21 protein-coding genes are annotated in these 23,609 nt (G+C 38.4%); 1 reads left to right on the top strand and 20 read right to left on the bottom strand.

Annotated features, from left to right (window positions below; all coding sequences use genetic code 11):
* Positions 1–8 precede the first annotated feature (8 nt).
* From nhaC to H4J50_RS04275, 6 genes are all read right to left on the bottom strand, one after another.
* Entirely contained in the window at positions 9–1,466 is a 1,458-nt protein-coding gene (gene nhaC, locus H4J50_RS04300; protein WP_108456255.1) for a Na+/H+ antiporter NhaC, read from the bottom strand.
* Between the two features lie 236 nt (positions 1,467–1,702).
* A complete protein-coding gene (prc, locus tag H4J50_RS04295) occupies positions 1,703–3,739 on the bottom strand; it encodes a carboxy terminal-processing peptidase (RefSeq protein WP_108456256.1) in 2,037 nt (678 codons plus the stop codon).
* 15 nt (positions 3,740–3,754) lie between these two features.
* Positions 3,755–4,483 carry an RNA chaperone ProQ gene (gene proQ / locus H4J50_RS04290; protein WP_108456257.1) on the bottom strand — a complete coding sequence of 243 codons (729 nt, stop codon included), beginning with the start codon at positions 4,481–4,483 and terminating at the stop codon, positions 3,755–3,757.
* Positions 4,484–4,494: 11 nt separating this feature from the next.
* The gene (locus H4J50_RS04285) at positions 4,495–4,791 is read right to left on the bottom strand and encodes a hypothetical protein (RefSeq protein WP_108456258.1); all 297 of its coding nucleotides are present in this window, start codon (positions 4,789–4,791) and stop codon (positions 4,495–4,497) included.
* Positions 4,791–5,267, bottom strand: a complete 477-nt coding sequence (locus H4J50_RS04280) for a GAF domain-containing protein (protein WP_108456259.1) — start codon at positions 5,265–5,267, stop codon at positions 4,791–4,793. The genes H4J50_RS04285 and H4J50_RS04280 overlap by 1 nt, the downstream gene beginning before the upstream one ends.
* A gap of 223 nt (positions 5,268–5,490) precedes the next feature.
* Entirely contained in the window at positions 5,491–5,904 is a 414-nt protein-coding gene (locus H4J50_RS04275; RefSeq protein ID WP_108456260.1) for a GFA family protein, read from the bottom strand.
* A gap of 351 nt (positions 5,905–6,255) precedes the next feature.
* Here H4J50_RS04275 and H4J50_RS04270 point away from each other — a divergent pair, with 351 nt between their 5' ends.
* On the top strand, positions 6,256–7,707 hold the full coding sequence (locus H4J50_RS04270; RefSeq protein WP_182254663.1) for a M28 family peptidase: 1,452 nt from the start codon (positions 6,256–6,258) through the stop codon (positions 7,705–7,707).
* Between the two features lie 159 nt (positions 7,708–7,866).
* Here the strand turns inward: H4J50_RS04270 and prpF are convergent, their stop codons facing one another.
* The 14 genes from prpF to acpP all read right to left on the bottom strand — a co-directional run bounded on the left by prpF (position 7,867) and on the right by acpP (position 23,506).
* Positions 7,867–9,060 carry a 2-methylaconitate cis-trans isomerase PrpF gene (gene prpF, locus H4J50_RS04265; RefSeq protein WP_182254661.1) on the bottom strand — a complete coding sequence of 398 codons (1,194 nt, stop codon included), beginning with the start codon at positions 9,058–9,060 and terminating at the stop codon, positions 7,867–7,869.
* Between the two features lie 170 nt (positions 9,061–9,230).
* Entirely contained in the window at positions 9,231–11,849 is a 2,619-nt protein-coding gene (acnD, locus tag H4J50_RS04260) for a Fe/S-dependent 2-methylisocitrate dehydratase AcnD (RefSeq protein ID WP_182254659.1), read from the bottom strand.
* Between the two features lie 111 nt (positions 11,850–11,960).
* On the bottom strand, positions 11,961–13,085 hold the full coding sequence (gene prpC, locus H4J50_RS04255; protein WP_182254657.1) for a 2-methylcitrate synthase: 1,125 nt from the start codon (positions 13,083–13,085) through the stop codon (positions 11,961–11,963).
* A gap of 83 nt (positions 13,086–13,168) precedes the next feature.
* Positions 13,169–14,059, bottom strand: coding sequence for a methylisocitrate lyase (gene prpB, locus H4J50_RS04250; protein WP_108456265.1), 891 nt, complete (start codon positions 14,057–14,059; stop codon positions 13,169–13,171).
* 57 nt (positions 14,060–14,116) lie between these two features.
* Positions 14,117–14,797, bottom strand: a complete 681-nt coding sequence (locus H4J50_RS04245; RefSeq protein ID WP_108456266.1) for a GntR family transcriptional regulator — start codon at positions 14,795–14,797, stop codon at positions 14,117–14,119.
* Positions 14,798–15,069: 272 nt separating this feature from the next.
* Entirely contained in the window at positions 15,070–16,299 is a 1,230-nt protein-coding gene (locus H4J50_RS04240; RefSeq protein WP_182254655.1) for a nucleoside recognition domain-containing protein, read from the bottom strand.
* Positions 16,300–16,716: 417 nt separating this feature from the next.
* Entirely contained in the window at positions 16,717–17,496 is a 780-nt protein-coding gene (locus tag H4J50_RS04235; protein ID WP_108456268.1) for a TatD family hydrolase, read from the bottom strand.
* Between the two features lie 126 nt (positions 17,497–17,622).
* Positions 17,623–17,949: a PilZ domain-containing protein gene (locus tag H4J50_RS04230; protein ID WP_239058962.1), complete on the bottom strand. Its 327-nt coding sequence runs from the start codon at positions 17,947–17,949 to the stop codon at positions 17,623–17,625.
* Positions 17,950–17,951: 2 nt separating this feature from the next.
* Positions 17,952–18,962, bottom strand: a complete 1,011-nt coding sequence (locus H4J50_RS04225) for a hypothetical protein (protein WP_182254653.1) — start codon at positions 18,960–18,962, stop codon at positions 17,952–17,954.
* Positions 18,963–19,109: 147 nt separating this feature from the next.
* Positions 19,110–19,745, bottom strand: a complete 636-nt coding sequence (gene tmk, locus H4J50_RS04220; RefSeq protein ID WP_182254651.1) for a dTMP kinase — start codon at positions 19,743–19,745, stop codon at positions 19,110–19,112.
* Between the two features lie 159 nt (positions 19,746–19,904).
* Positions 19,905–20,936, bottom strand: a complete 1,032-nt coding sequence (gene mltG / locus H4J50_RS04215; RefSeq protein ID WP_182254649.1) for an endolytic transglycosylase MltG — start codon at positions 20,934–20,936, stop codon at positions 19,905–19,907.
* Positions 20,929–21,774: an aminodeoxychorismate lyase gene (pabC, locus tag H4J50_RS04210; protein WP_182254648.1), complete on the bottom strand. Its 846-nt coding sequence runs from the start codon at positions 21,772–21,774 to the stop codon at positions 20,929–20,931. Before pabC ends, mltG begins: the two co-directional genes overlap by 8 nt.
* 106 nt (positions 21,775–21,880) lie before the next feature.
* The gene (gene fabF, locus H4J50_RS04205; RefSeq protein WP_182254647.1) at positions 21,881–23,113 is read right to left on the bottom strand and encodes a beta-ketoacyl-ACP synthase II; all 1,233 of its coding nucleotides are present in this window, start codon (positions 23,111–23,113) and stop codon (positions 21,881–21,883) included.
* Positions 23,114–23,272: 159 nt separating this feature from the next.
* Positions 23,273–23,506, bottom strand: coding sequence for an acyl carrier protein (gene acpP / locus H4J50_RS04200; protein ID WP_077286054.1), 234 nt, complete (start codon positions 23,504–23,506; stop codon positions 23,273–23,275).
* Positions 23,507–23,609: the final 103 nt, after the last annotated feature.

The raw sequence follows: 23,609 nt of genomic DNA, 5'->3' as shown, positions 1-23,609 counted from the left end.
TAAATATATTAAGTTTTTGTCACTAATTTTTTAATTTTAAAGCCCATATAGCCATATGTCACGGCTAAAATAGGGTTAATTAAGTTAAAGAAGCAATAAAATATATAATCATAAGAAGTTAAGGCCATAGCGCCAAACATAAAGGCACCACATGTATTCCAAGGTATTAATGGTGATGTGATCGTTCCAGAGTCTTCTAGAGTTCGACTTAATACAACAGGATGTAAACCGCGCTTTTCATATTCTTCTTTATACATTCTTCCAGGCATAACAATAGCCATATATTGATCAGCAGTGATTAAGTTGGTGCCAATACATGTTGCAACCGTGCTGGCAATCAAGCTACCAATTGATTTTGCTTTCGCTAAAATTGACTCGACAAACTTTTTCAACATACCTAAGTGCTCTAAAATAGCACCGAAACTTAGGGCTGTAACAACAAGCCAAATAGTATTTAACATACCAGACATACCACCACGGCTTAATAGCTGGTCTATTTCTGCATTACCGGTTTCAACCACAACGCCGTCGAAGAAAGCAGTCCAAACCACCATAATCGTGGCTTTAGTTGAGTCAATACCCTCAACAGCCATACCTAAAATTAATTCCTGCTGAAAAATCAACGCCCAAATAGCACCAATTACAGCGCCGATAGCAACCGCAGGAAATGCTGGCATTTTCTTATAGGCCATCACTAATAAAATAAGCAAAGGAATTAAATTTAAGGCAGATATGTTGTATGTATTTTCTAAGGTGCTCGTTAATGACACTATGCTGTCTGTACTACCAACTTCTACTGATGAGTGATTAAAACCTATAATCAGAAAAAGAATCAGCGCAATGGTGATTGAGGGAATAGTTGTCCATAACATGTAACGAATATGTTCGAATAACTCGCTGCCTGCGACTGCTGGTGCTAAGTTAGTTGTTTCTGATAAAGGTGACAGTTTATCACCAAAATAAGCCCCTGATATCACTGCGCCAGCGGTAACTGATGCAGAAAGCTCAAAGCCTCCAGCAATCCCGATGAACGCAACACCGACGGTAGCCGCTGTGGTCCAAGAACTGCCTATACTCATTGCAACAACGCCACATACTAGGCATGTTGCAGCATAAAACCAGCTAGGATCTATAATTTTCAATCCATAATAAACCATGGTCGGTACAGTACCAGATAACAGCCATGTACCAATTAATGAACCAACGGCTAATAAAATTAATACAGCGCCTAACGATATTGATATACCATGGATAATCGCCTTTTCCATAGCATGCCACTTATGACCATTTTTAAGTCCTATTACGGCTGCAACACCAGTAGCTAATAATAGTGCAATTTGGTTAGGTCCAGATGATGAGCTATCACCAAAGAAGGTAACACCGGCTATTAATAAACAAATGAGCACAATAATTGGAATTAAAGAATCCAACATAGACGGTTGTCGAATTGATTGAGGATCAGACATAGATAAATTTACACCTTATTATCTTTAGTTATTATAGTGGTTAAATTATTAGTATGAGTAAGATGCCGACTGTTGTCATAGAGTGCAAGTTTTTTTTGATAAATCACAGTTAACAAGCCCTTTGTTTACAAGGGATAATAAGAATAATTATGCAAAAATTTCAGGTAAAAATTAGTAACGGCATCATGACAATAAAAAACCACCTTTCGGTGGTTTTTTTAGAAGTTGTAAAAATGCTATTTTTTAACCATTTTATCTAGTGATACTAAATCGAGAGTAATTTTTGCAGTTTCATCTAAAAATGGATCTAACTTCTCTAAATCTTCTGGTAAGTCATCTAAGTCAGTAACTTTTTCTTTACCCATCATGGTTAGTCGTTCATTTGCACGCTTCAACTGTTTAGCTTTGCGACTTTCTTTTTTCTCTTTTCGTTCAGCTAAGTTTAATGAAATAGTCTTATCATCTTTTTCTGCTTTATATTCTGCAATATCAGAAAGCAAATAATTAAACTCTTTATTTTGTGCAACACGCGAGTTGTGCAATGAAGTTAAGTAAGTGACATCTTGGCTAATATCTTTCAGTTTATTATAACGCGCTTGTGGAATTTGGTCCCAAGGTAAAGCGTTTTCTTCTTTACTCTCACCCCAGTCAGCCGGATCTATCGCCGATGGAAATTCAATATCAGGTAAAACACCACGATGTTGAGTGCTACCACCATTAATGCGATAAAATTTAGCAATAGTAAATTGAATACTACCAAAAGGGTTTTCGTACAGGTCATAAACACGGCCTAAACCACGGTGTTGTTGAACCGTACCTTTACCAAAAGTATGTTCACCTACTACCAAGCCCCTGCCATAATCTTGAATGGCTGCGGAAAATATTTCAGACGCTGAGGCACTGTATCGATCAACCATAACGGTTAATGGACCTTCATAAAAGCTAATACCATCTTTGTCGCTATTAACTTGCACGCGGTTAGCACCATCACGTACTTGTACTACGGGGCCTTTATCAATAAACAATCCAGTAAGTAAGGTCGCCTCAGTTAATGAACCACCGCCATTACCACGTAGATCAACAATAATTCCTGATACATTTTCGTCTTTAAGTTTTGCTATTTCTAACTTAACATCACGAGAAAGATTGTTATAAAAACTAGGTATCGTAATAACACCTAGTTTTTTCGCATTTTCATCAGCTTCATTTTCATAATAGACTTCTGATTTAGCTGCACGGTCTTCAAGTTTAATTGTGTCTCTGATAATTGAAACGATTTTAATGCTGCTATCGTCTTCAGATTCTTCACCTAATACTTGTAACCTAACTTTAGTGCCTTTTGGGCCTTTAATCAGTTCTACAACATCATCTAAACGCCAGCCAATAACATCAACAAATTCTTTGTCGTCTTGAGAAACACCGACAATACGATCTTTAGGGTTTAATTCTTTAGATTTATCAGCAGGGCCGCCAGCAACAACACTTTGAATAACGGTATAATCTTCTTCTGCACGTAAAACAGCGCCAATACCTTCCAAAGATAAATTCATTTCCATTTGAAAGCGTTCAGCGTTTCGCGGAGATAAATATGATGTATGAGGTTCAACAACACGTGCAAAGCTATTCATGACTACTTGGAATACGTCTTCACTTTCACTTTGCTTTAAACGTTTAATAGCATAGCGATAGCGTTTACCGAGTACTTCTTGAATTTTTTCCCACTCTTTACCTGCAAGCGTTAAATTAAGTGCATCATATTTTACTTTTTTGCGCCATAGCTCGTTAAGCTCAGCAGTAGAGGTAGGCCACTCGGCATCTTCACGGTCAAAGTTGTAATACTCATCAAGTTCAAAGTTAAAGGGCTTATCGCTCTCTAATAAGCTAATTGCGTACTCATAACGCTCAAGTCTGCGTTGTAAGTTAAGATTATAAATTTCATAGGCAATATCGAGTTTACCACGAGATATTACGGTATCAAATTCATCGCGATATTGCTCAAAACCTTTAACATCCGAGCCCAGAAATACGTTACGAGCATAATCTAGTTGCTTGATATAACGGTCAAAAATTTGTTCAGACAGTAAGTTATCTATTTTAATTTGTTTGTAGTGTGCACGCGTAAATTGCGCCGTTATTCGCTTAGTAGATGTAGCGTGTTGGCTCTCTGGCGCTAATACCGGTAAAACTAAATTGTCTTCTTTGGTGTCAGCAAATATTGATATGCTGACAAATGACAATGATACCGCAACAGCTAAACGACAAAACTTATGCATTCACTTACTCCAAATTTATTCTGTAAAAATATTTTTAACTTGTGTTTTAACAACCATACCTGAGTTTAATTGTACGCTAACATCTTTACCTGAAACTTCTGTTATCACAGCGTCCATTGAAGATTGACCCAATTGCACTTTAATATTTTTGCCAACCACAACATTACTTGTTTCAACAGGTTTAAGTTTAACGGCGGGTTTTGTAACAGCACGTTTAGTTGACTTGACCGTATTGAACTTTTCTTTGCGACTATTATCAGTAGAGTCTTTAGGAGCTGGTTTAGTTCCCTTAGCAGCATTACCTTTATAAGGTTTTTTCCCTGCTTTGTCTTTTGATTTTTTGTTACCAAATTTTTCTTGGCTTTCGGCAAGTGTTTTACTCGCGTAGTCAGCTTGTTCTTGATCGATTTTAGCATCGTCATTACCGTCGATATCAACACGATACACATCAAGTTTAATCGCTTTTAGATAGCGCCAACTACTTGTGTAATGTCTTAATGCTTGACGTAAACGTGTTTTGCTAACAGTTTCATCATCCGTTAACTTTTCTGCTAAGTCCTGAAATATACCAATTTTTAATGGTTTTGCAGCACCTTCAATAGAAAAACAAGCCGGAAATTTCTCTGCTAAATAAGCAATAATTTCTTTCGTGCTAATACGTTTAACTTCTGCTTCAGCATTTGACGTTGTTTCAACTACTTCGTCTGTTGCTACTTTTACTTCACTTTCTGTTTTAGTTTCCATAAATACAACTTTTAAAAATTTTCATTCTGATCTGCAAGATATTGTTCACGATTTTCCAACAAATGTCGGCACCAATCATAAATATCTTCACTTTCGATTTCAGCTAAGGCTTCTTGCCCTATCCACGTATCCCACACCAAAGCAAGTAACTGCTCTAAAATCTCTGGTGCAATATCTTCTTCTGCCAAATCATAAACGGTATGATAAATCTCGTTAATACGTTCAGCAACTTCTTCTTCTTGACCATCCCAATCACCAACTACGGCTTCTGATACGAGATAGTCATGAATAACAATAAATTCTTTCATTAGTTTAACACGCCATGAGAGATCATAACATTTTCAAATAAACTAATTATTTTTTCTAATCCTACTTGGTCGTCAGCATCAAAGCGATTAAAAGCTACGCTGTCTATATCAAGTACTGCGATAACCTTGTTGTTCATGGTTAAAGGTAATACTATTTCAGAGTTAGTGCTAGCATCACAAGCAATGTGGCCATCAAATTCATGCACATCGGCAATACGCTGTACTTTATTCTCACTTACAGCGGTACCACAAACACCACGTCCAACGGGGATGCGAATACAAGCAACTTTGCCCTGAAATGGACCTAATACAAGCTCATCATTTACCATTCGGTAAAAGCCTACCCAGTTAACGTCTGATAGTTGCTCAAATAATAAGGCGCTTACGTTTGCCATATTGGCAATAACATCAGCTTCGTCACTTATCAATGCTTCAACTTGGGTATATAAGTCACGATAAAAAGTATTTTTAGTCATTAATAATCATGCCTAGAATAAAAGCGCATAACATACCCTGATAGCGCATTAAATTAAAGCGCTATCAGCAGGATTTAGCAATTATATGTAAAATTATGGCACTTTAATGCGAAATATTAACCCTACTAGCTATTTTTAATTAAATATTGGCTTAAACATTTATAGTTTTTAAAATTAAGCCCGTTGCTTCCTATGTACATTTTGCTAGACATCTAAAAACTATTTATTTACCGGGCACCTTAGCAAAACTTGGAATATTTACAATATCACTGAGCCAAGGCACTGAAGCACTAAACCACATCTGAGTTTTTGGTACTAATTGATTACGTTGATCGATACAACCCGCTCGAATGCCATATACCCTGTTATTTGTATCTTCAGAAGTAGCATAAATGGCACTGCCACAATTTTGGCAAAATCCTTGAGCTCGTCGATTACCACTTTCGGCTACCTTGATGTATTCTTTAGTTTTTCCGCGAGTAAAAGTCAAACCGTTTGGCTCAGAAACCACCACAACTCTAAAGGCTGTGCCTGATAATTTTTGACAATCTTGGCAATGACACAACAAGACTTTATTTTCGTCAATTTCAGCTTCAAATGTTATTTCACCGCAATGACAGCTACCGTTTATTTGCATCTTTATCACTCATCTATCTTAAAGGAGGTTAGTGCTAAGTAATTTAAATTCAATTAGCGTAATATTAATTTTATTTTACCTTTTTAAAAATCATTAGAAAACATGTGTTTATATTGTTCAATAAATTATATCTATCAAGTACAAAAGTTAACAACCAATATCTGAGTTTTAACGATATTGAAATCTAACTCAACCTACAGCATGTTAACTTTTAGAAAACTCATTATTGCTTCAAATTAACTAAACCTGAGTTGAATCGAATTATTAATAGGATGGATACCCTCAAATAATGTATCAGTTATGCTAATCTCACAGGGTAATTATAATAACAACCGACAGCAGGACATCGTTATGTTTATTCAACCTTCGCAAAGTAAACGTTTTTCACTTAAACCCTTATTAAATTTTATTACCGGTAGTAGCCTAGGTCTATTCTGTGCATTGAGCACTTTAATACCTACTTATGCCTCAACGATTGTTGTACCTGCTAATGAGCAATTAGTATTACGTGAAATACAACAACAAGTCAGCGCAGAAAGACTAAAAAAAGATGTTACAACGTTAGTTGGCTTTGGAACACGACATACCTTGTCGGAAACAAAGTCAGATACGCAAGGTATTGGTGCTGCGCGTCGTTGGATTAAAGCAGAGTTTGAAAAAATTTCCGCACAATGTGGTGGTTGCTTAGAAGTAATCTACCAAAAACAAGTGTTTTCAGGGGAAAAACGTATTCCTGAACCTACAGAAGTTGTCAATGTCATTGCCATTCAGCGTGGCCAACTTGATCCTAATCGCTATATTGTTATGTCTGGTGATATTGATTCTCGTGTCTCTGATCCGCTTAATTTTACCAGTGCATCACCGGGTGCAAATGATAATGCTTCGGGCGTTGCTGGTGTTATCGAAACAGCGAGAGTGCTTTCACAACATAAATTCGCCGGTACAGTTGTATATGCTGCTTTGTCAGGTGAAGAGCAAGGCTTGTTTGGTGGAAAAATTATGGCGGGTATTGCTCAAAAAGAAGGCTGGCGTGTTGAAGCCGTAATTAACAATGACATGATCGGCAATATTTCAGGCATTAATGGCGTTATAAACAATACAACCGCAAGAGTTTTTTCTGAAGGTGTTAGGTATGTTGAAACCCCTGAAGAAGCTAGAAAACGCCGATTTACCGGTGGTGAAGTTGATTCTCCTTCAAGAAATGTCGCTCGTTATATTGATAAAATTGCCGACCAATACATCCCAAACTTAGACGTTATGATGGTTTACCGATTAGATAGATTCGGCAGAGGCGGACATCACCGCCCTTTTAATGCTGTAGGTTATCCTGCGGTTCGAATTATGGAAACGAATGAACATTACGATCGTCAACATCAAGACCTACGTACAGAAAATGGCCGTGAATTTGGTGATGTAATTTCTGGGGTAGACTTTGATTTTAATGCAAAATTAACATCGCTCAATGCAGTCACTATGGCGGCAATGGCTTGGGCACCAGCACCACCTGCCAATACTGAAATTTCTGGCGCAGTAAAAGCTTCAACTACCCTAGAGTGGCAACGACCAGAAGGTAAAATGGCAGAAAATTTGGCTGGGTACCGTGTTCATTGGCGCTTAACAACTGAACCAACATGGACACATAGTCAATACGTGGGTGATGTTAATAAATTTGAATTGAAAAACATTGTAATTGATAACTACTTTTTTGGCGTAAGTAGTGTTGCCAAAGATGGCTTTGAAAGCCCTGTGGTTTTTCCTGGTCCTGCGGGCTCTTTTGGTGGCTATAATAAAGCAAATAAATAACTCGCTACTTAGTCTAATACTATATTGGAACTTAAGGACTTAACTTGAGGGCTTAATTTAAGGACTTACATAGACAAAAAAGCTGTTAGGAATTGAAATTCCTAACAGCTTTTTTATATCATTGTATATCGTCAGTTTGACTCAATACTCATATTATAGTTAAAACGAATCTTCGGGAATACGCACCCACCCTTCCATTAATATTCGAGCACTTCGGCTCATAATCGCTTTATTTACCGTCCACTGTTCATCAATCTTGGTTGCTTGAGCACCCACTTTCAACGTACCGGATGGATGACCAAAAATGACAGACTCACGATCACCACCGCCAGCAGCTAAGTTGACCAGTGTACCTGGAATGGCAGCCGCAGTGCCAATGGCAACCGCTGCTGTGCCCATCATTGCATGATGTAGCTTACCCATTGATAAAGCACGCACATGTAAATCTATATCTGATGCAGACACCACTTTACCACTTGACGTTACATAGTCTTTAGCGCCAGAAACAAAAGCGACTTTTGGCGTATGCTGACGAGCAACCGCTTCTGAAACATTGTTTATCAAGCCCATTTTAACCGCACCCGTTGCTCGAATAGTTTCAAAACGTGCTAATGCAGCATCGTCATTATTAATGGCGTCCTGTAGCTCTGTACCAGAATAGCCAAGATCTTCTGCATTTAAGAAAATAGTTGGTATGCCCGCACTGATCATGGTCACTTTATACTTAGCTGCTTTAAAAGTTCCAATTGCCGGCACGTCGAGTTCATCAACAACATTGCCTGTTGGAAACATAGCTTCTGATGGATCAACGGGCGCGATGAATTCTACTGGCACTTCTGCAGCTGGAAACGTGACACCATCGAGTTCGAAATCACCCGTTTCTTGTACTTGACCATCAGTAATAGGTACACGTGCAATAATAGTTTTAGCAATGTTTTTCTGCCAAATACGAACAATACAAACGCCATTCTTTGGAATACGAGACGCGTCAACTAAGCCAGCATTTATCGCAAAAGAGCCAACAGCAGCGGTTAAGTTACCGCAATTACCCGACCAATCAACAAAGGCTTTATCTATAGCAACTTGACCAAACAAATAGTCTACATCGTGATCTGCAACCTCACTTTTAGCTATAATAACCGTTTTACTGGTACTTGATGTTGCACCACCCATACCGTCAGTTTGCTTGCCGTATAGATCAGGACTACCAATCACACGCAATAGCATATTATCGCGCGCTTCTCCTGGCACTTGGCATCGCTGTGGTAAATCAGTTAGATTAAAAAATACACCTTTTGATGTGCCGCCGCGCATATAAGTAGCAGGAATTTTTACTTGAGGAACCTGAGACATAACAATCTCCTTTATTATTTATTTTTTATAAAAAAAGCAGTAAATAGTCTCTATTTACTGCTAATAAATCATACCATTTGAAGCAGGACTCTGACTCTCGTTCAAAGAGGTAGCCTTGGTCATATCTATACTTGTACATGACCAAGGCCGCTATTATCAAAAATAAAGCTTTAGGTAGTAGACTCCAAAAAGTCGTTAGCAAATTTTTGTAATACGCCGCCAGCGGCGTAAACAGACACTTCTTCACCAGTATCTAATCGACACTTAACTGGAATAGTCACTACTTCACCATTACGACGTGTCATCACTACTGACATCGCTGCGCCCGGTGATGTTGTCCCTTCAACGTCAAAGGTTTCAGTACCATCAATTTTATATGTATGACGTGTTTCACCTTTAATAAATTCAAGCGGTAAGACACCCATACCAACTAAGTTAGTACGATGTATACGCTCAAAGCCTTCAGAAACAATGACTTCAACACCCGCTAAACGTACACCTTTTGCCGCCCAATCACGTGATGAACCTTGTCCGTAATCAGCACCGGCAATAATAATCAGTGGTTGTTTACGTTCCATGTAGGTTTCAATCGCTTCCCACATGCGTGACTCAGTGCCTTCAGGCTCTATACGCGCTAATGAGCCTTGCTTAACTTCACCTTTGTCATCACGACACATTTCATTGAATAATTTAGGGTTAGCAAAAGTTGCGCGTTGCGCGGTTAAGTGATCACCACGATGCGTTGCGTAAGAGTTAAAATCAGCTTCTGGCAAGCCCATTTTATGCAAATATGCACCGGCAGCACTGTCCAATTGAATCGCATTTGAAGGTGATAAATGATCAGTTGTAATATTATCGCCTAAAACGGCTAAAGGACGCATACCTTTCATGGTGCGCTCACCCGCTAATGCACCTTCCCAATAAGGTGGACGACGAATATAAGTACTGGTTTCGTCCCAAGCATATAATGGGCTTTCGGCCGGTTCAAAAGCACCTAAATCGAACATCGGTGTGTAGATTTTTTTGAACTGCTCTGGCTTAACACATGAAGCAACGATAGCATCAATTTCTTCATCACTTGGCCAAATGTCTTTCAGTGTAATGTCATTACCGTTTTGATCTTGCCCTAAAATGTCTTTTTCAATATCAAAACGAATTGTACCGGCAATAGCATAAGCAACCACCAACGGCGGTGACGCTAAAAACGCTTGTTTTGCATAAGGATGAATTCGACCATCAAAGTTACGGTTACCTGACAATACAGCGGTTGCGTATAAATCACGGTCTATAACTTCTTGCTGAATTTTAGGATCTAACGCGCCAGACATACCATTACATGTAGTACAGGCATAACCGACGATACCAAAACCTAATTTTTCCATTTCAGAAAGCAAACCGGCTTCTTCTAAATAAAGCTTGGCCACTTTTGAGCCTGGAGCAAATGATGATTTAACCCAAGGTTTGCGCACTAAACCAAGTTCATTGGCTCTTTTGGCTATTAAACCCGCCGCAACAACATTACGAGGGTTAGAGGTATTGGTACAAGAGGTAATCGCCGCAATAATAACCGCGCCATCAGGCATTTCGCCATTGGCTTCTTGTACTTTACAGGCCGCTAAGTCTTTAGCGATGTCTTTCGAGGCTAAATCAGCTGTCGCTAAACGACGATGTGGATTAGAAGGACCTGCTAAGTTACGGCCTACTGATGATAAATCAAATTCGATCACACGAGGATATTGCGCTTCAACTAAATCGTCAGCCCATAAGCCTGTGTGTTTCGCGTAAGTTTCAACTAACGCTACTTGCTCTGGCTCACGACCGGTAATTTTTAAATAATCAATGGTTTGTTCATCGATGTAAAACATACCTGCAGAGGCACCATACTCTGGTGTCATGTTTGAAATAGTGGCACGATCACCAATGGTTAAACTCTTAGTGCCTTCACCAAAGAATTCTAAATAAGCCGATACAACTTTTTGATTACGCAAAAATTCAGTTATTGCTAAAACAATATCGGTTGCGGTAATACCGGGTTGGCGTTTACCCGTTAGCTTTACACCAATAATATCAGGCAAACGCATCATAGATGGACGACCTAGCATAACTGTTTCAGCTTCTAAGCCACCAACACCAATCGCGATAACACCTAAAGCATCAATGTGCGGCGTATGAGAGTCAGTACCAACACAAGTATCAGGAAAAGCGACACCGTCACGCGCTTGTATAACAGGCGACATTTTTTCTAAATTAATTTGATGCATTATGCCGTTACCGGCAGGGATAACATCAACGTTTTTAAAAGCAGTTTTAGTCCATTCGATAAAATGAAAACGCTGTTCATTACGACGGTCTTCAATTGCTCTGTTTTTATCAAAAGCTTCAGGATCAAAACCCGGTGCTTCCACCGCTAATGAATGGTCAACGATTAACTGTGTCGGTACCACAGGATTAACTTTTGAAGGGTCACCACCTTGTTCAGCAATGGCATCTCGCAGGCCGGCTAAATCAACTAACGCGGTTTGCCCTAAAATATCATGACAAACAACACGTGCTGGATACCAAGGAAAATCAAGGTCTTGTTTAGATTCGATTATCTGCTTTAAAGCTTCATTTAACGTAGCAGGATCGCAGCGTCGAACTAATTGCTCAGCGAGTACACGTGATGTGTAAGGTAATGTTTTATAAGCGCCAGGTTTAATATTTTCAATAGCTTCACGAGTATCAAAAAAATCTATGGTTAAGCCGTTGTGTTTATAGCCTGGTAAAGGTTTGCGGTAATCATAATTCATAATTTAATCCACATTTTGACAAAGCGAAAATAAACGCTTTGTCATTAATTTAATGAGTGATAAAGCCTTATCTAAGAAGATAAGGCTTTATGGGGTCGATACTAGCGCAATTTACCTTTGTGCAATTGGCTGAACTTTACGTGGCTCGGCACCAATATAATCCGCAGAAGGACGAATAATACGGTTATTTGAACGTTGTTCCATAACATGAGCAGCCCAACCTGTTAAACGTGAACAAACAAAGATTGGCGTAAACAATTTCGTCGGTATATCCATATAATTATAGGTAGAGGCATGAAAGAAGTCGGCATTACAAAATAATTTTTTGCTGTCCCACATAAACTCTTCACAGGCGACTGAAATATCATATAAAGAAGTATCACCGTTTTCTGCGGCTAGCTTTTCAGACCATGCTTTGATAATAACGTTACGTGGATCTGACGTACTATAAACTGCATGACCAAAACCCATTATTTTTTCTTTACGCGCTAACATACCGGCCATTTGTTCTTTTGCATCGGCAGGAGATTTAAATTTTTCAATCATGTCCATTGCCGCTTCATTCGCGCCGCCATGCAGTGGTCCACGTAAAGTACCAATAGCACCCGTCACACATGAGTACATATCAGATAACGTTGAAGCACAAACGCGCGCCGTAAACGTAGAAGCGTTAAATTCATGCTCAGCATATAGAATTAATGACACGTCCATAACGCGTTCATGCTGCGCTGACGGACTTTTACCACTTAATAAACGTAAAAAGTGCCCACCAAGAGAAGCTTCATCTGACATACAGTCAATTTCTACCCCTTCGTGTGAAAACTTATACCAATAACACATGATGGCAGGAAAAGCGGCGAGTAAACGGTTAGCAGCGTTATTTTGCTCGCTAAAATCATTTTCTGGCTCTAAATTACCTAAAAATGAACAACCGGTGCGCATAACATCCATAGGATGAGCTTCTTTTGGAATAAGCTTAAGCACTTCTTTTAATGCTTGCGGTAAGTCACGCATAGCAAGTAAATCGGCTTTATATGTCGCTAAGGCTTTTTCAGTAGGTAGCTCACCGTTGAAAAGTAAGTAAGCTACTTCTTCAAAAGTTGAATTTTCAGCTAGATCAGCAATATCGTAACCACAGTAGGTTAAGCCCGAGCCTGATTTTCCTACCGTACATAATGCTGTTTCGCCTGCGCTTTGACCACGTAATCCAGCACCTGATAATTTTTTCTCTGTCATCATTCTTTCCTCTTGTCCTTTAACGGTAATAAATTCACCGCTAATGGTTAAAAATTAGTTTCTCGTTACAAAAAGTATACTCGTTACTTGTTTTTGCCTTCAGTGAACAAGGCATCAAGTTTTTGTTCGTAATCGTGGTAACCCAAATAATCATACAAATCCATACGTGTTTGCATGTTCTCTATCTCTGCTTTTTGGTCACCATCATTTAGCAACGTTTTATAAACCGACTCTGCCGCCTTATTCATTGCTCTAAAAGCAGATAAAGGATAAAGCACCATGGCACATCCCCACTCACCTAACTCGGCTTTATTCCAAAGCTCTGTTTGTCCAAACTCGGTAATATTCGCTAATACTGGAACATCAAGTGCTTCAGTAAAAGCACGATAATGTTCTTCGGTTTTAACTGCCTCAGCAAAAATACCGTCAGCACCTGCTGCTACATAAGCTTTTGCACGCTCTAATGCTGCTTCTAAACCTTCCTGTGCAAAAGCATCAGTTCTTGCCATGATAAAAAAGTCTTTATCTGTACGTGCATCAACAGCGGCTTTAATTCTATCCACCATTTCTTGCGTTGAAACAATCTCTTTATTTGGACGATGACCACAGCGTTTTTGTGCTACTTGATCTTCAATATGAACAGCAGCAGCTCCCGCTTTTTCCATATCCCGAATGGTTTTGGCTATATTAAATGCGCCGCCCCAGCCAGTATCTATATCAACTAATAAAGGTAGAGTAGACGCGCTAGTAATTCGTTGAACATCAGCAATAACATCATTAAGAGATGTCATGCCTAAATCAGGTAATCCATATGATGCGTTAGCAACACCGCCACCAGACAAATAAATAGCTTGATGACCTAATTCTTCAGCCATCATTGCACAATAGGCATTAATAGCACCGACAACTTGTAAGGGTTTATTGTTCGCTATAGCACGACGAAACTTAGCGCCGGGAGTTAATTGTGTAGACATTGTTAAGTCCTTATTTATCAAATTATGTAATATAAAATAGCTGAAAATAGCTGGCCGCTATTGCTGTTGTGCAATTTTGTTTTCAATATTTTTACGTGAAGCGGCAATATGACGCCTCATTAGCATTTCGGCTAATTCGCCATCTCTATCGGCAATCGCTTCAATTATGCGGGAATGTTCATCAAACGCTTTAGTTGCTCGTGGGCTGTTCATACCAAACTGGCAACGATACATTCGAACAAGGTGATATAGCTGACCACATAATATATTGATTAGCTGTTGATTATGACTACCGAGTATCACTTTATAGTGAAAATCTAAATCCCCTTCCTCTTGATAATAAGCAATACCATCACGCAAAGCTTTTGCACTTGCATGTTGCTTAAGCATAGCTCTCATTTCGGTAATTTCGTCTTCTGTCATGTTTTGTGCTGCTTGTCGACATGCCATGCCCTCTAAAGCTTCACGTACAACATAAATCTCTAGCAAACCAGAAATTGAACATTGCACTACGCGAGAGCCTACATTGGCTTTACGCTCAATTAAGTGACATTTTTCTAAACGATTTAAGGCTTCACGAAGGGTTGAGCGACTTATTTGAAATTTTTTGGCTAACTCTGGCTCACTAATTTTACTACCCGCTTCAATGTTGCCCTCAACAATATCATGCAACATTTGTTCGAAAACTTTATCAGCAGTGGTCACCGCCGCTTGCATTGTTGGATTATCTAAAGCCATTATTGTCGACACATTGAAAAAACCTGAGCTAATACTAGCTAATTAAATGCATTAGTCAATATAAAAACAGATTTATTGTCGACAATAATAAAGATAATTAATCGCACTTAGCTTATAACCATGATGAATAGTATGTTTTAAAATATAGATGCAAAACCACCTAGAGCCTGCTCAGCAAAGGCTGTAACAAAAAGCTTAGTAGCTTAAACGGAGGGAATTATTAAGACAGGTGTAGAGTGAATAAAACCAGCTCACTGTCACAATTAAATAAATTAACCAAAAAACCAATAACAAACGCCAATGGCAGCGGTTATGCCAGCCGCATCGGCAATTAAACCACAAGCTAAAGCATGACGACTATATCGAATACCTACAGAGCCAAAATAAACCGCTAAAACATAAAAGGTTGTCTCTGTTGACCCTTGTACAATTGATGCTAATCGACCCGCAAACGAGTCTGCTCCATGAGTGTTCATGGTTTCTACCATCATCGCACGGGCGCCAGAGCCACTTAAAGGTTTCATAAAAGCAGTAGGTAAAGCATCAACAAAGCGAGTATCGCCATTAAAAAATAAAACTAACTGTCGTATAGCGTCAACTAAAAAATCTAAACTACCACTCGCTCTAAATACGCCAATTGCACATAACATAGCCAGTAGGTAAGGAATTATTTTTATGCTGGTTTCAAAGCCTTGCTTTGCACCTTCAATAAAACTGTCATAAACATTAACTTGACGTTTTAAGGCTAATAATAAAAAAATAATCAGCGTACTAAATATTAAAAAATTACCCATGAGCGAAGATTGCTGGGCCAACAACTGAGCACTCAACGTACTAAAGTAAACAACAATCCCGCCAATCAGTGCAATACCAGCCGCTAAATACAGTAAAATAACCTGTTGATATAATTTTATTTTTTGTACAAAGGCCACAGCAAATAACCCTGCAAGAGTTGAGGCAAAAGTCGCTAATAAAATAGGGACAAAAACATCGGTAGGATTAAGTGCACCTTGCTGCGCACGGTAAACAAATACCGTCACTGGAAACAAAGTGACGGCTGATGTGTTGAGCACTAAAAAGAGAATTTGTGCATCGCTGGCTGTTTCTTTATTAGGGTTTAATAATTGCAAGTCTTGCATTGCCTTTAAACCCAGTGGCGTTGCTGCGTTATCTAAACCTAAAAAGTTTGCCGACAAGTTCATCGTCATCGACCCGATTGCCGGGTGTCCTTTGGGTACCTCAGGCATAAGGCGTATAAATAAAGGTGATATAAACCGTGCGAGTTTGTCAATTATTCCTGCATGCTCTGCTATTTTCATCATGCCAAGCCAAAAGCTTAAAATGCCAATCAAGCCAATGGCAATTTCAACCGTAACTTTTGACATAGTAAAAATAGCGTTAACGATTTCTTCAAATATTAAAATGTGATCAAATACTAGCCATTGCACCATTGCAGAAATAAAGGCAACAAAGAAAAATCCGCTCCAGATACGATTTAACAATTTTTAACTCTTTTAATATTAGTATTAATGAAAAATATCATGACACACAAGTCTTGTATTACCTAGTTAAGGCACAGTTAAGCCATAGCTAGTAAGTTGATTACAATCGGTGAATGTATAATTAATAGGCTTTGAGGCCTTTAATTTAGCTGACTTTACCTAACCATAGTTACTTTTCTAAACCATTGTAATTAGGTAGATTAATGACAAAAATTAATTTTTGCAATTATAAAACTGTGCACTACACTTAACTTTACAGAAAGTTTTTCAAGTTAATGTTCGCTCCCCGTAATGTCTGTCGTGTACTACAAGGATGATAAGTATATTAGAATGTTTTATTAGCGCAGGCTCAGTTGATATGAGCCACCCCCTGGGCCCAAAACTAGCAGTAGTTTTGGGCATTTTTTTATCAAAAATTTAGCTAACAACCGTTTGTGGAAACAAGCGATGAAAATTTTCGCTTGATTGCTTGGCAATTTCTGCCACAGAAGTACCACGAATACTCGCGAGGTGTTTTGCTACTTCAACAACATACGCAGGTTGATTTTGTTTACCACGGTGCGGTACTGGTGCTAAATAAGGAGAATCTGTTTCAATTAAAAAACGATCAGCGGGTACTTTTTTTGCGACTTCCCTAAGTGCTGCTGCATTTTTAAAAGTAACAATGCCGGAGAATGAAATATAAAATCCCATCGCGATAGCTTGCTCAGCCATTTCCCAGCTTTCTGTAAAACAATGTAAAATACCACCCACATTTTCTGCTTTTTCTGCCCTTAAAATAGCTAAAGTATCTTCTTGGGCATCGCGGGTATGAATAATTAAAGGCTTATTTAATTTATTCGCCACACGCACATGTTTGCGAAAAGAGTCTAATTGTACAGGTTTAGTTTCTGGTGCATAAAAATAGTCTAGCCCCGTTTCACCAATGGCAATCACTTTCGGGTGCGCTGCTAAATCACTTAAGAGTTCAGGATCTATTTCATCTTCTTGATTTAACGGGTGTGCGCCACAAGTAAGCCACACATGATCGTATTTAGCGGTTTGTTCGGCCATTGCAGGAAAGTCTTGTAAAGTAACACTTACGCACAACAGTGTGTTTACTTTTTCTGTCAGTGCAGCATTAATTACATTATCTAAATTATTGTCAAACTCTTCGAGTTTTAGTCGATCTAAATGACAATGAGAATCTATAAACACGAGGGTACTCCGCACGAATGTGCTTAACTTAATATGGGAATTACTAATGCGAATGACATTAGTATTTTATGTAAAATTCAATTTTCATCAATATGAAATACTTGTTCAATGTTCAAAACATAGTCTTTACATAGATAAAGTAGGATCAGACGAATTCAGCAACCGACCGATTGATTTATCGATTTGATTACGAATGTTATCTGGATCTTCGACAAAACTAACACCTATGCCTGCCGGTGTGCCATTTTGCGCACCTATAGGTGTGATCCAAGAAACTTTGCCTGAAATTTCAGAAGGCTCAAGCGAGTCAGGTAATGTAACAAATAAATTTACATCTGCGCCCAATTCAAAATGTTCAGTTGTTCTAATAAATAAACCGCCATTTTTCATAAATGGCATATATGACTGATATAAATCACGATCAGAAATAAATTCAAGCGTAATATTTTCCAAAATCATTCCTCTACTGTTTGCTCGTTGTTTTGTAAAACAACCTTAATATCGGCGAGTAGCTGTTCACTCAAAAACTGTTTATTAACTTGTACAATTGTTTTTAACTTGCCATTGGCAACTTGTACTAAATTATAAATATCCCATAACTGATGCTTATTAATGCTATCAGTAGGTTCATTATTACTCGCCACTGTTGGCCAACCAGATTGATGGCGCATCATATCGACAATAATTTTCTCTAACCACCGATAACCAGCTTGATGTTCAACTAATATGGCCAGTATATCGGCACGGTGTTGGTGAGCAAATAAATATTTGTTGACCATATCACGAAATGCCGCAAATGCAACGGCGCTTTCTGCATCTGATAATTCACTTAAATGGCTGAGATTTACAAAGGCATCATCCCCTTGTTGATTAAATTCAGCTAAAAGTTCTTTACCTACCGGTGGACGAATTTCAAATTCATGGCAACGACTGATAATGGTAGGGAGTAATAAATCACTGCTGTCTGTAGTTAAAATAATAAAGCTGTTTTCTGTTGGCTCTTCAAGCGTTTTTAACAAAGCATTGGCCGCCGACACTGTCATGGTATCAGCTTGATTAACTAACGCTGTTTTCATATCACCAATGTGAGCAGTTTTTTCAAAAAAGTGACTAAGATCACGAATTAACTCTACACCAATATTTTTCTTGTCAGAAACTATAGTAAGGTGATCAGGATAACTATTATTTGCGAACAACTTACAGGTTTTACAAATACCACAAGGCTGTAGAACAGCATCGACTAGTTGAGCACTATCGGCATTTATCTCTTCAAGCACACTAGCTTTGTTAAGCGTTTTGTCGACATGCTCTTTTAAGCGTTGGCATAACAATACATTAATAAGCCATTGTGCTATTTCTTCTTGCCCAGCACCGTCTACACCCGAAAACAATAAGGCATGGGGCAATTTGTTATCGCGTACTTGTCGCGATAATTGTTGTTGCATAGCAAGTAACCAAGTTTTCATTTATTACCTTTAAGTGTCACTAATATCGCATCAAAAAACTTATAAATGGTTATTTAACACGAATGTATATTTTTATCTATTGTGAATTTAATTACTAACTTTTTAAGCTTATTAGATACAAGCTCTTTTCTGCACAACACCTAACTGTTAACTCTGTTTTAAAATTAACGTATCTATGACGTTAATGACATCATTTAATACAGCAGATTTAGATTGTGATGCATCAATAATGACGAAGCGTTCTGGCTGTTCTTCTGCTTGTTTTAGATAACCATTTCTCGCTTTAATAAGAAAGTCCAACTTTTCATCTTCTAAACGGTCCAATCCTTCGCCACGACTCATTACTCTGTTTAAACCTTCAACCGGGTCTAAATCTAAAATAATATTCATGTCAGGTTTAAAACCATTGAGTGCTAGGTTATTAATTTTTTTGATACTCGAAAGATCAATACCACGCGCATAATGCTGAAAACTAAATGTCGCTGCATCGAACCGATCTGAAATCACAATTTTACCGGCTTGTAATGCTGGTTTTATTTTTTCTTGAATATGTTGAGCACGTCCTGCACCAAATAACATAAGCTCTGTCATGTCACACATTTCTGGAGTCGTAGGATCAAGAATAATATGCCTGATTTTTTCTCCAATGTTTGTGCCACCTGGCTCTCTAGTTAAAACAATATCTAAACCTTTTGATGAGATATATTTTTCTACTTCATTTATAACGGTTGTTTTACCAGCACCATTGCTACCATCAAAAACAACCATAAAACCTTTATTCATATAATTCTCTATTTCTCATTGCTACTGTAAAGCCAGCCGTAAACACAAATGTATTAAAATGGACCTAACATTTATCATCAAACAAACTCAATAATAAATATTTTCCATCAACTTTGTTACTGGCGCATGCAAAAGTAACACTTTATTGTAAGTTACTGGTTATTTTCGCTGATATTTATTCACTGCACGATTATGATCGGCAAGGTTTGTGGAAAATATATGATCTCCGTTCCCATTACTAACGAAATATAAGTAATCACTCAATTCAGGGTTTAAAGCAGCTTGCAAAGCTTGAGCACCAGGCAAGGCGATTGGCGTTGGCGGCAAGCCTTTAATTTTATATGTATTATAAGCGGTTTTTTCACGCAAATGAGCGTAAGTTATATCACCTTGATATCTATCACCCAAGCCATAAATAACGGTGGGATCGGTTTGAAGGCGCATACGTTTATTTAGTCGATTAACAAACACAGATGAAATACGGGGATGCTCAGCGTGTTTACCACTTTCTTTTTCTATAATAGACGCCATAATCAGCGCTTGATATGGTGACTTATAGGGTAAATTCTCTGCTCTATTGAGCCACAGTTCAGCCAGCGCACTTTGCATTTTGACATAGGCTCTTTTAATAATACTGATATCAGTGGCATTTTGAGTAAAAGCATAAGTTTCAGGAAATAGCCAACCTTCAGGATTATCCTGCTCAATAGCCAGTTTTTTAGCGACAACAGCAGGAGATAAGTCGGTGAGTTCATGCGATACATTGGGGTGCTGTGCAAGCTGGGCTAATACCTGTTTGAATGTACTGCCTTCAATAAAAGTAATCGAAAATTGATGTTCTTTACCCGAAACAATTAAACTCAATAACTCAGATACTGTTGTTTTCGCAGCTACTTGATAGGTACCTGACTTAATTTTACTTTGCTGCGGGTTAAACTTTGCATAGACACGTAACCAAAAATTATTTTCTAACCACCCTTTATTAACCAACAGGGTTGAGAAGGCATTAAAAGAAGCACCTGGCTTAATGGTTATAAACTCATTTTGCTCAATGGCTAAAGGCTGTTGTGCTTTTTCTTCTGACATTAACATGACAACAATGACAGCCAAAATGCTAAACAACACCGATGCGGCTAGAGTATAAAGTGCCCTTTTGGCTATAACAGGTAAATTAATAATTTTTTTATTCATTTTTGTTAACTTCAGTATTCATGCATTGGCTTTGTAGGGCTGAAACCAATGAAATATCTAATTTATGATCATTAAAAATCTTAACGGGCACTATACCTAATATAGCGTTGGTTATAAACATGGCATCAATATTATTCAAATCAGTTAAAGCGTAATTAGCAGGCGTAATATCGACATTATTTAATAATACTTTTTCACGCATTAAGCCTGCAACACCTGCGGTTGATAACATGGGTGTATGCCATTTCCCTGCTTTTAACCAAAATACATTAGCGCTGCAACATTCAATTACATTGCCATTTACATCACAGGCAAGTAAATCATCTTCTGAGCGTTTATCAAGCTCTACTCTTAACATTACCTGCTCTAAACGATTTAAATGTTTTAAGCCTGCAAGCATCGGGTTAATACCCAGTTTTTGTTCACTAATGCCAACAGATATTCCGACTTTTTGCCATTGAGGATAGTTTGTTGGATAGTCGTGCACAGATACAATCACTTTTGCGCTTTCAACACCCAAGCGTGAATAGCCTCGTCCACCACTTCCACACGTAATAATAACTTTTAGAACACCAATGTGAATATCTGCACTTATGTCATTTATCGTGACTTTCAATGTCGTTAAATCAACGTCTGGTAAGCCAAGTTTTTGGCTTTGTACAACTAACCGGTTAAGGTGTTGTGGCAACATAGCAACTTCACCATCAATAATTAAAGCGGTGGTAAAGCAACCATCTCCATAGGCTAACCCGCGATCATTAATCGGGATCGAGTCAGCGAGCTGTCCATCTACAAAACTTAACGCGACGCTTGTCATAGTTACCTTACAAATTGCCATAAAAAAGCCTGAATACTAAGTATTCAGGCTTAAGCAATTGAATTCAAGTTGTTTTAACGCTTAGATAAAATTTAGTTGAACAAATCGTCTGTGGACGATAAATCAATTAAACTTTTTTAAATATTAATGACCCGTTAGTGCCACCAAATCCGAACGAGTTACATAAAACATAATCTAAATTCACATCGCGTGCGGTGTGAGCAATATAATCTAGATCACAGCCTTCATCAGGGTTATCTAGGTTAATGGTTGGCGGCACAGCATTATTGACTAATGCTTGTATGCTAAAAATAGCTTCAACAGCACCTGCAGCACCTAATAAGTGACCTGTCATAGATTTAGTAGAACCTACCATGACATCGTAAGCTAAATCACCAAATACCGACTTAACCGCATTAGTTTCAGCAATATCACCTGCAGGTGTCGACGTACCATGGGCATTAATATAACCAATTTTAGCAATATCAACTTTGGCATCGTTGATCGCATTCTTCATTGCTAATGCAGCACCAGCACCATCAGCAGGCGGTGAAGTCATATGATAAGCATCACCACTCATGCCAAAACCTGCTAGCTCTGCATAAATTTTAGCGCCACGGGCTTTTGCATGCTCGTACTCTTCAAGTACAAGTACACCTGCGCCATCACCAAGCACAAAGCCATCTCGGTCTTTATCCCATGGGCGTGAAGCTTGTTGAGGAGCATCATTACGCGTTGACATGGCACGTGCTGCACCAAAGCCCCCCATTCCCATCGTAGTTGAAGCTTTTTCTGCTCCACCAGCAACCATAGCGTCAGCATCACCATAAGCAATCATACGCGCAGCATGACCGATATTGTGTACACCACTAGTACAGGCAGTAACTATAGAGATGTTTGGGCCTTTCATACCGAACATTATAGATAAATGACCAGAGATCATATTAATGATGGTAGAAGGAACAAAAAATGGCGATAACTTACGAGGGCCATTTTTTAACAATTTTGTATGATTTTCTTCAATAAGACCTAAACCACCTATGCCAGAGCCTATCGCAACACCAATTCGCTGAGCATTTGCTTCATTAACTTCTAAGCCAGAGTCCTTGATAGCTTGCACACCTGCTGCAACGCCATATTGAATAAATAAATCCATTTTTTTGGCTTCTTTACGAGCCATGTAGTCTTGTGCATCAAAATCTTTAACTAAGCCAGCAAAACGCGTTGGATACTCAGAAGTATCAAAATGCGTAATGTCAGAAATACCACTTTTACCAAGTAGTAAGTTTTGCCAAGTTGATTCAGGGCTATTGCCTAAAGGGCTAAGCATGCCAAGACCGGTAACTACAACGCGTCTCATGAGATGTGCTGCCTCCGAAAGAGTTGAATATTTGTGAGTTGTAAATCTAATTGATCAAAACCAAAGTATATGATTTTGAAATGGGTATTAATATTTTCAAACGATAAAAACAATTCAGGCGGTAATTAAACCGCCTGAAATCATTACATTCGTTTATTATTACTGGTTTGCAGTAACGTAATCGATTGCAGCTTGAACTGTTGTAATTTTCTCAGCTTCTTCATCTGGAATTTCAGTATCAAATTCTTCTTCTAACGCCATTACTAATTCAACAGTGTCTAAAGAATCTGCACCTAAGTCATCAACAAATGAAGCTTCAACTTTTACTTCGTCTTCGCTTACACCAAGTTGCTCAATAGTAATTTTTTTAACGCGTTCTTCAATAGTACTCATATTTCTTCCTTTACTAGAAAATACAATTTTTCAAAATTGTGTGTAGTTTATTCGTCAAAAGCCAACCTTGCAAGCTTCTAATTTTACTTTTTTGCTGGTCTAA

Source organism: Colwellia sp. 6M3 (assembly GCF_014077595.1).
In the GTDB taxonomy this organism is placed as follows: domain Bacteria; phylum Pseudomonadota; class Gammaproteobacteria; order Enterobacterales; family Alteromonadaceae; genus Cognaticolwellia.
The sequence above is the reverse complement of the archived record's forward strand: the minus strand, read 5'-3'. Positions and strand labels throughout refer to the sequence as shown.

Coding starts and splice junctions, on each gene's coding strand:
- nhaC (WP_108456255.1), bottom strand. CDS start 1,466: ATGTCTGATCCTCAATCAATTCGACAACCGTCTATGTTGGATTCTTTA.
- prc (WP_108456256.1), bottom strand. CDS start 3,739: ATGCATAAGTTTTGTCGTTTAGCTGTTGCGGTATCATTGTCATTTGTC.
- proQ (WP_108456257.1), bottom strand. CDS start 4,483: ATGGAAACTAAAACAGAAAGTGAAGTAAAAGTAGCAACAGACGAAGTA.
- H4J50_RS04285 (WP_108456258.1), bottom strand. CDS start 4,791: ATGAAAGAATTTATTGTTATTCATGACTATCTCGTATCAGAAGCCGTA.
- H4J50_RS04280 (WP_108456259.1), bottom strand. CDS start 5,267: ATGACTAAAAATACTTTTTATCGTGACTTATATACCCAAGTTGAAGCA.
- H4J50_RS04275 (WP_108456260.1), bottom strand. CDS start 5,904: ATGCAAATAAACGGTAGCTGTCATTGCGGTGAAATAACATTTGAAGCT.
- H4J50_RS04270 (WP_182254663.1), top strand. CDS start 6,256: ATGTTTATTCAACCTTCGCAAAGTAAACGTTTTTCACTTAAACCCTTA.
- prpF (WP_182254661.1), bottom strand. CDS start 9,060: ATGTCTCAGGTTCCTCAAGTAAAAATTCCTGCTACTTATATGCGCGGC.
- acnD (WP_182254659.1), bottom strand. CDS start 11,849: ATGAATTATGATTACCGCAAACCTTTACCAGGCTATAAACACAACGGC.
- prpC (WP_182254657.1), bottom strand. CDS start 13,085: ATGACAGAGAAAAAATTATCAGGTGCTGGATTACGTGGTCAAAGCGCA.
- prpB (WP_108456265.1), bottom strand. CDS start 14,059: ATGTCTACACAATTAACTCCCGGCGCTAAGTTTCGTCGTGCTATAGCG.
- H4J50_RS04245 (WP_108456266.1), bottom strand. CDS start 14,797: ATGGCTTTAGATAATCCAACAATGCAAGCGGCGGTGACCACTGCTGAT.
- H4J50_RS04225 (WP_182254653.1), bottom strand. CDS start 18,962: ATGAAAACTTGGTTACTTGCTATGCAACAACAATTATCGCGACAAGTA.
- tmk (WP_182254651.1), bottom strand. CDS start 19,745: ATGAATAAAGGTTTTATGGTTGTTTTTGATGGTAGCAATGGTGCTGGT.
- mltG (WP_182254649.1), bottom strand. CDS start 20,936: ATGAATAAAAAAATTATTAATTTACCTGTTATAGCCAAAAGGGCACTT.
- pabC (WP_182254648.1), bottom strand. CDS start 21,774: ATGGCAATTTGTAAGGTAACTATGACAAGCGTCGCGTTAAGTTTTGTA.
- fabF (WP_182254647.1), bottom strand. CDS start 23,113: ATGAGACGCGTTGTAGTTACCGGTCTTGGCATGCTTAGCCCTTTAGGC.
- acpP (WP_077286054.1), bottom strand. CDS start 23,506: ATGAGTACTATTGAAGAACGCGTTAAAAAAATTACTATTGAGCAACTT.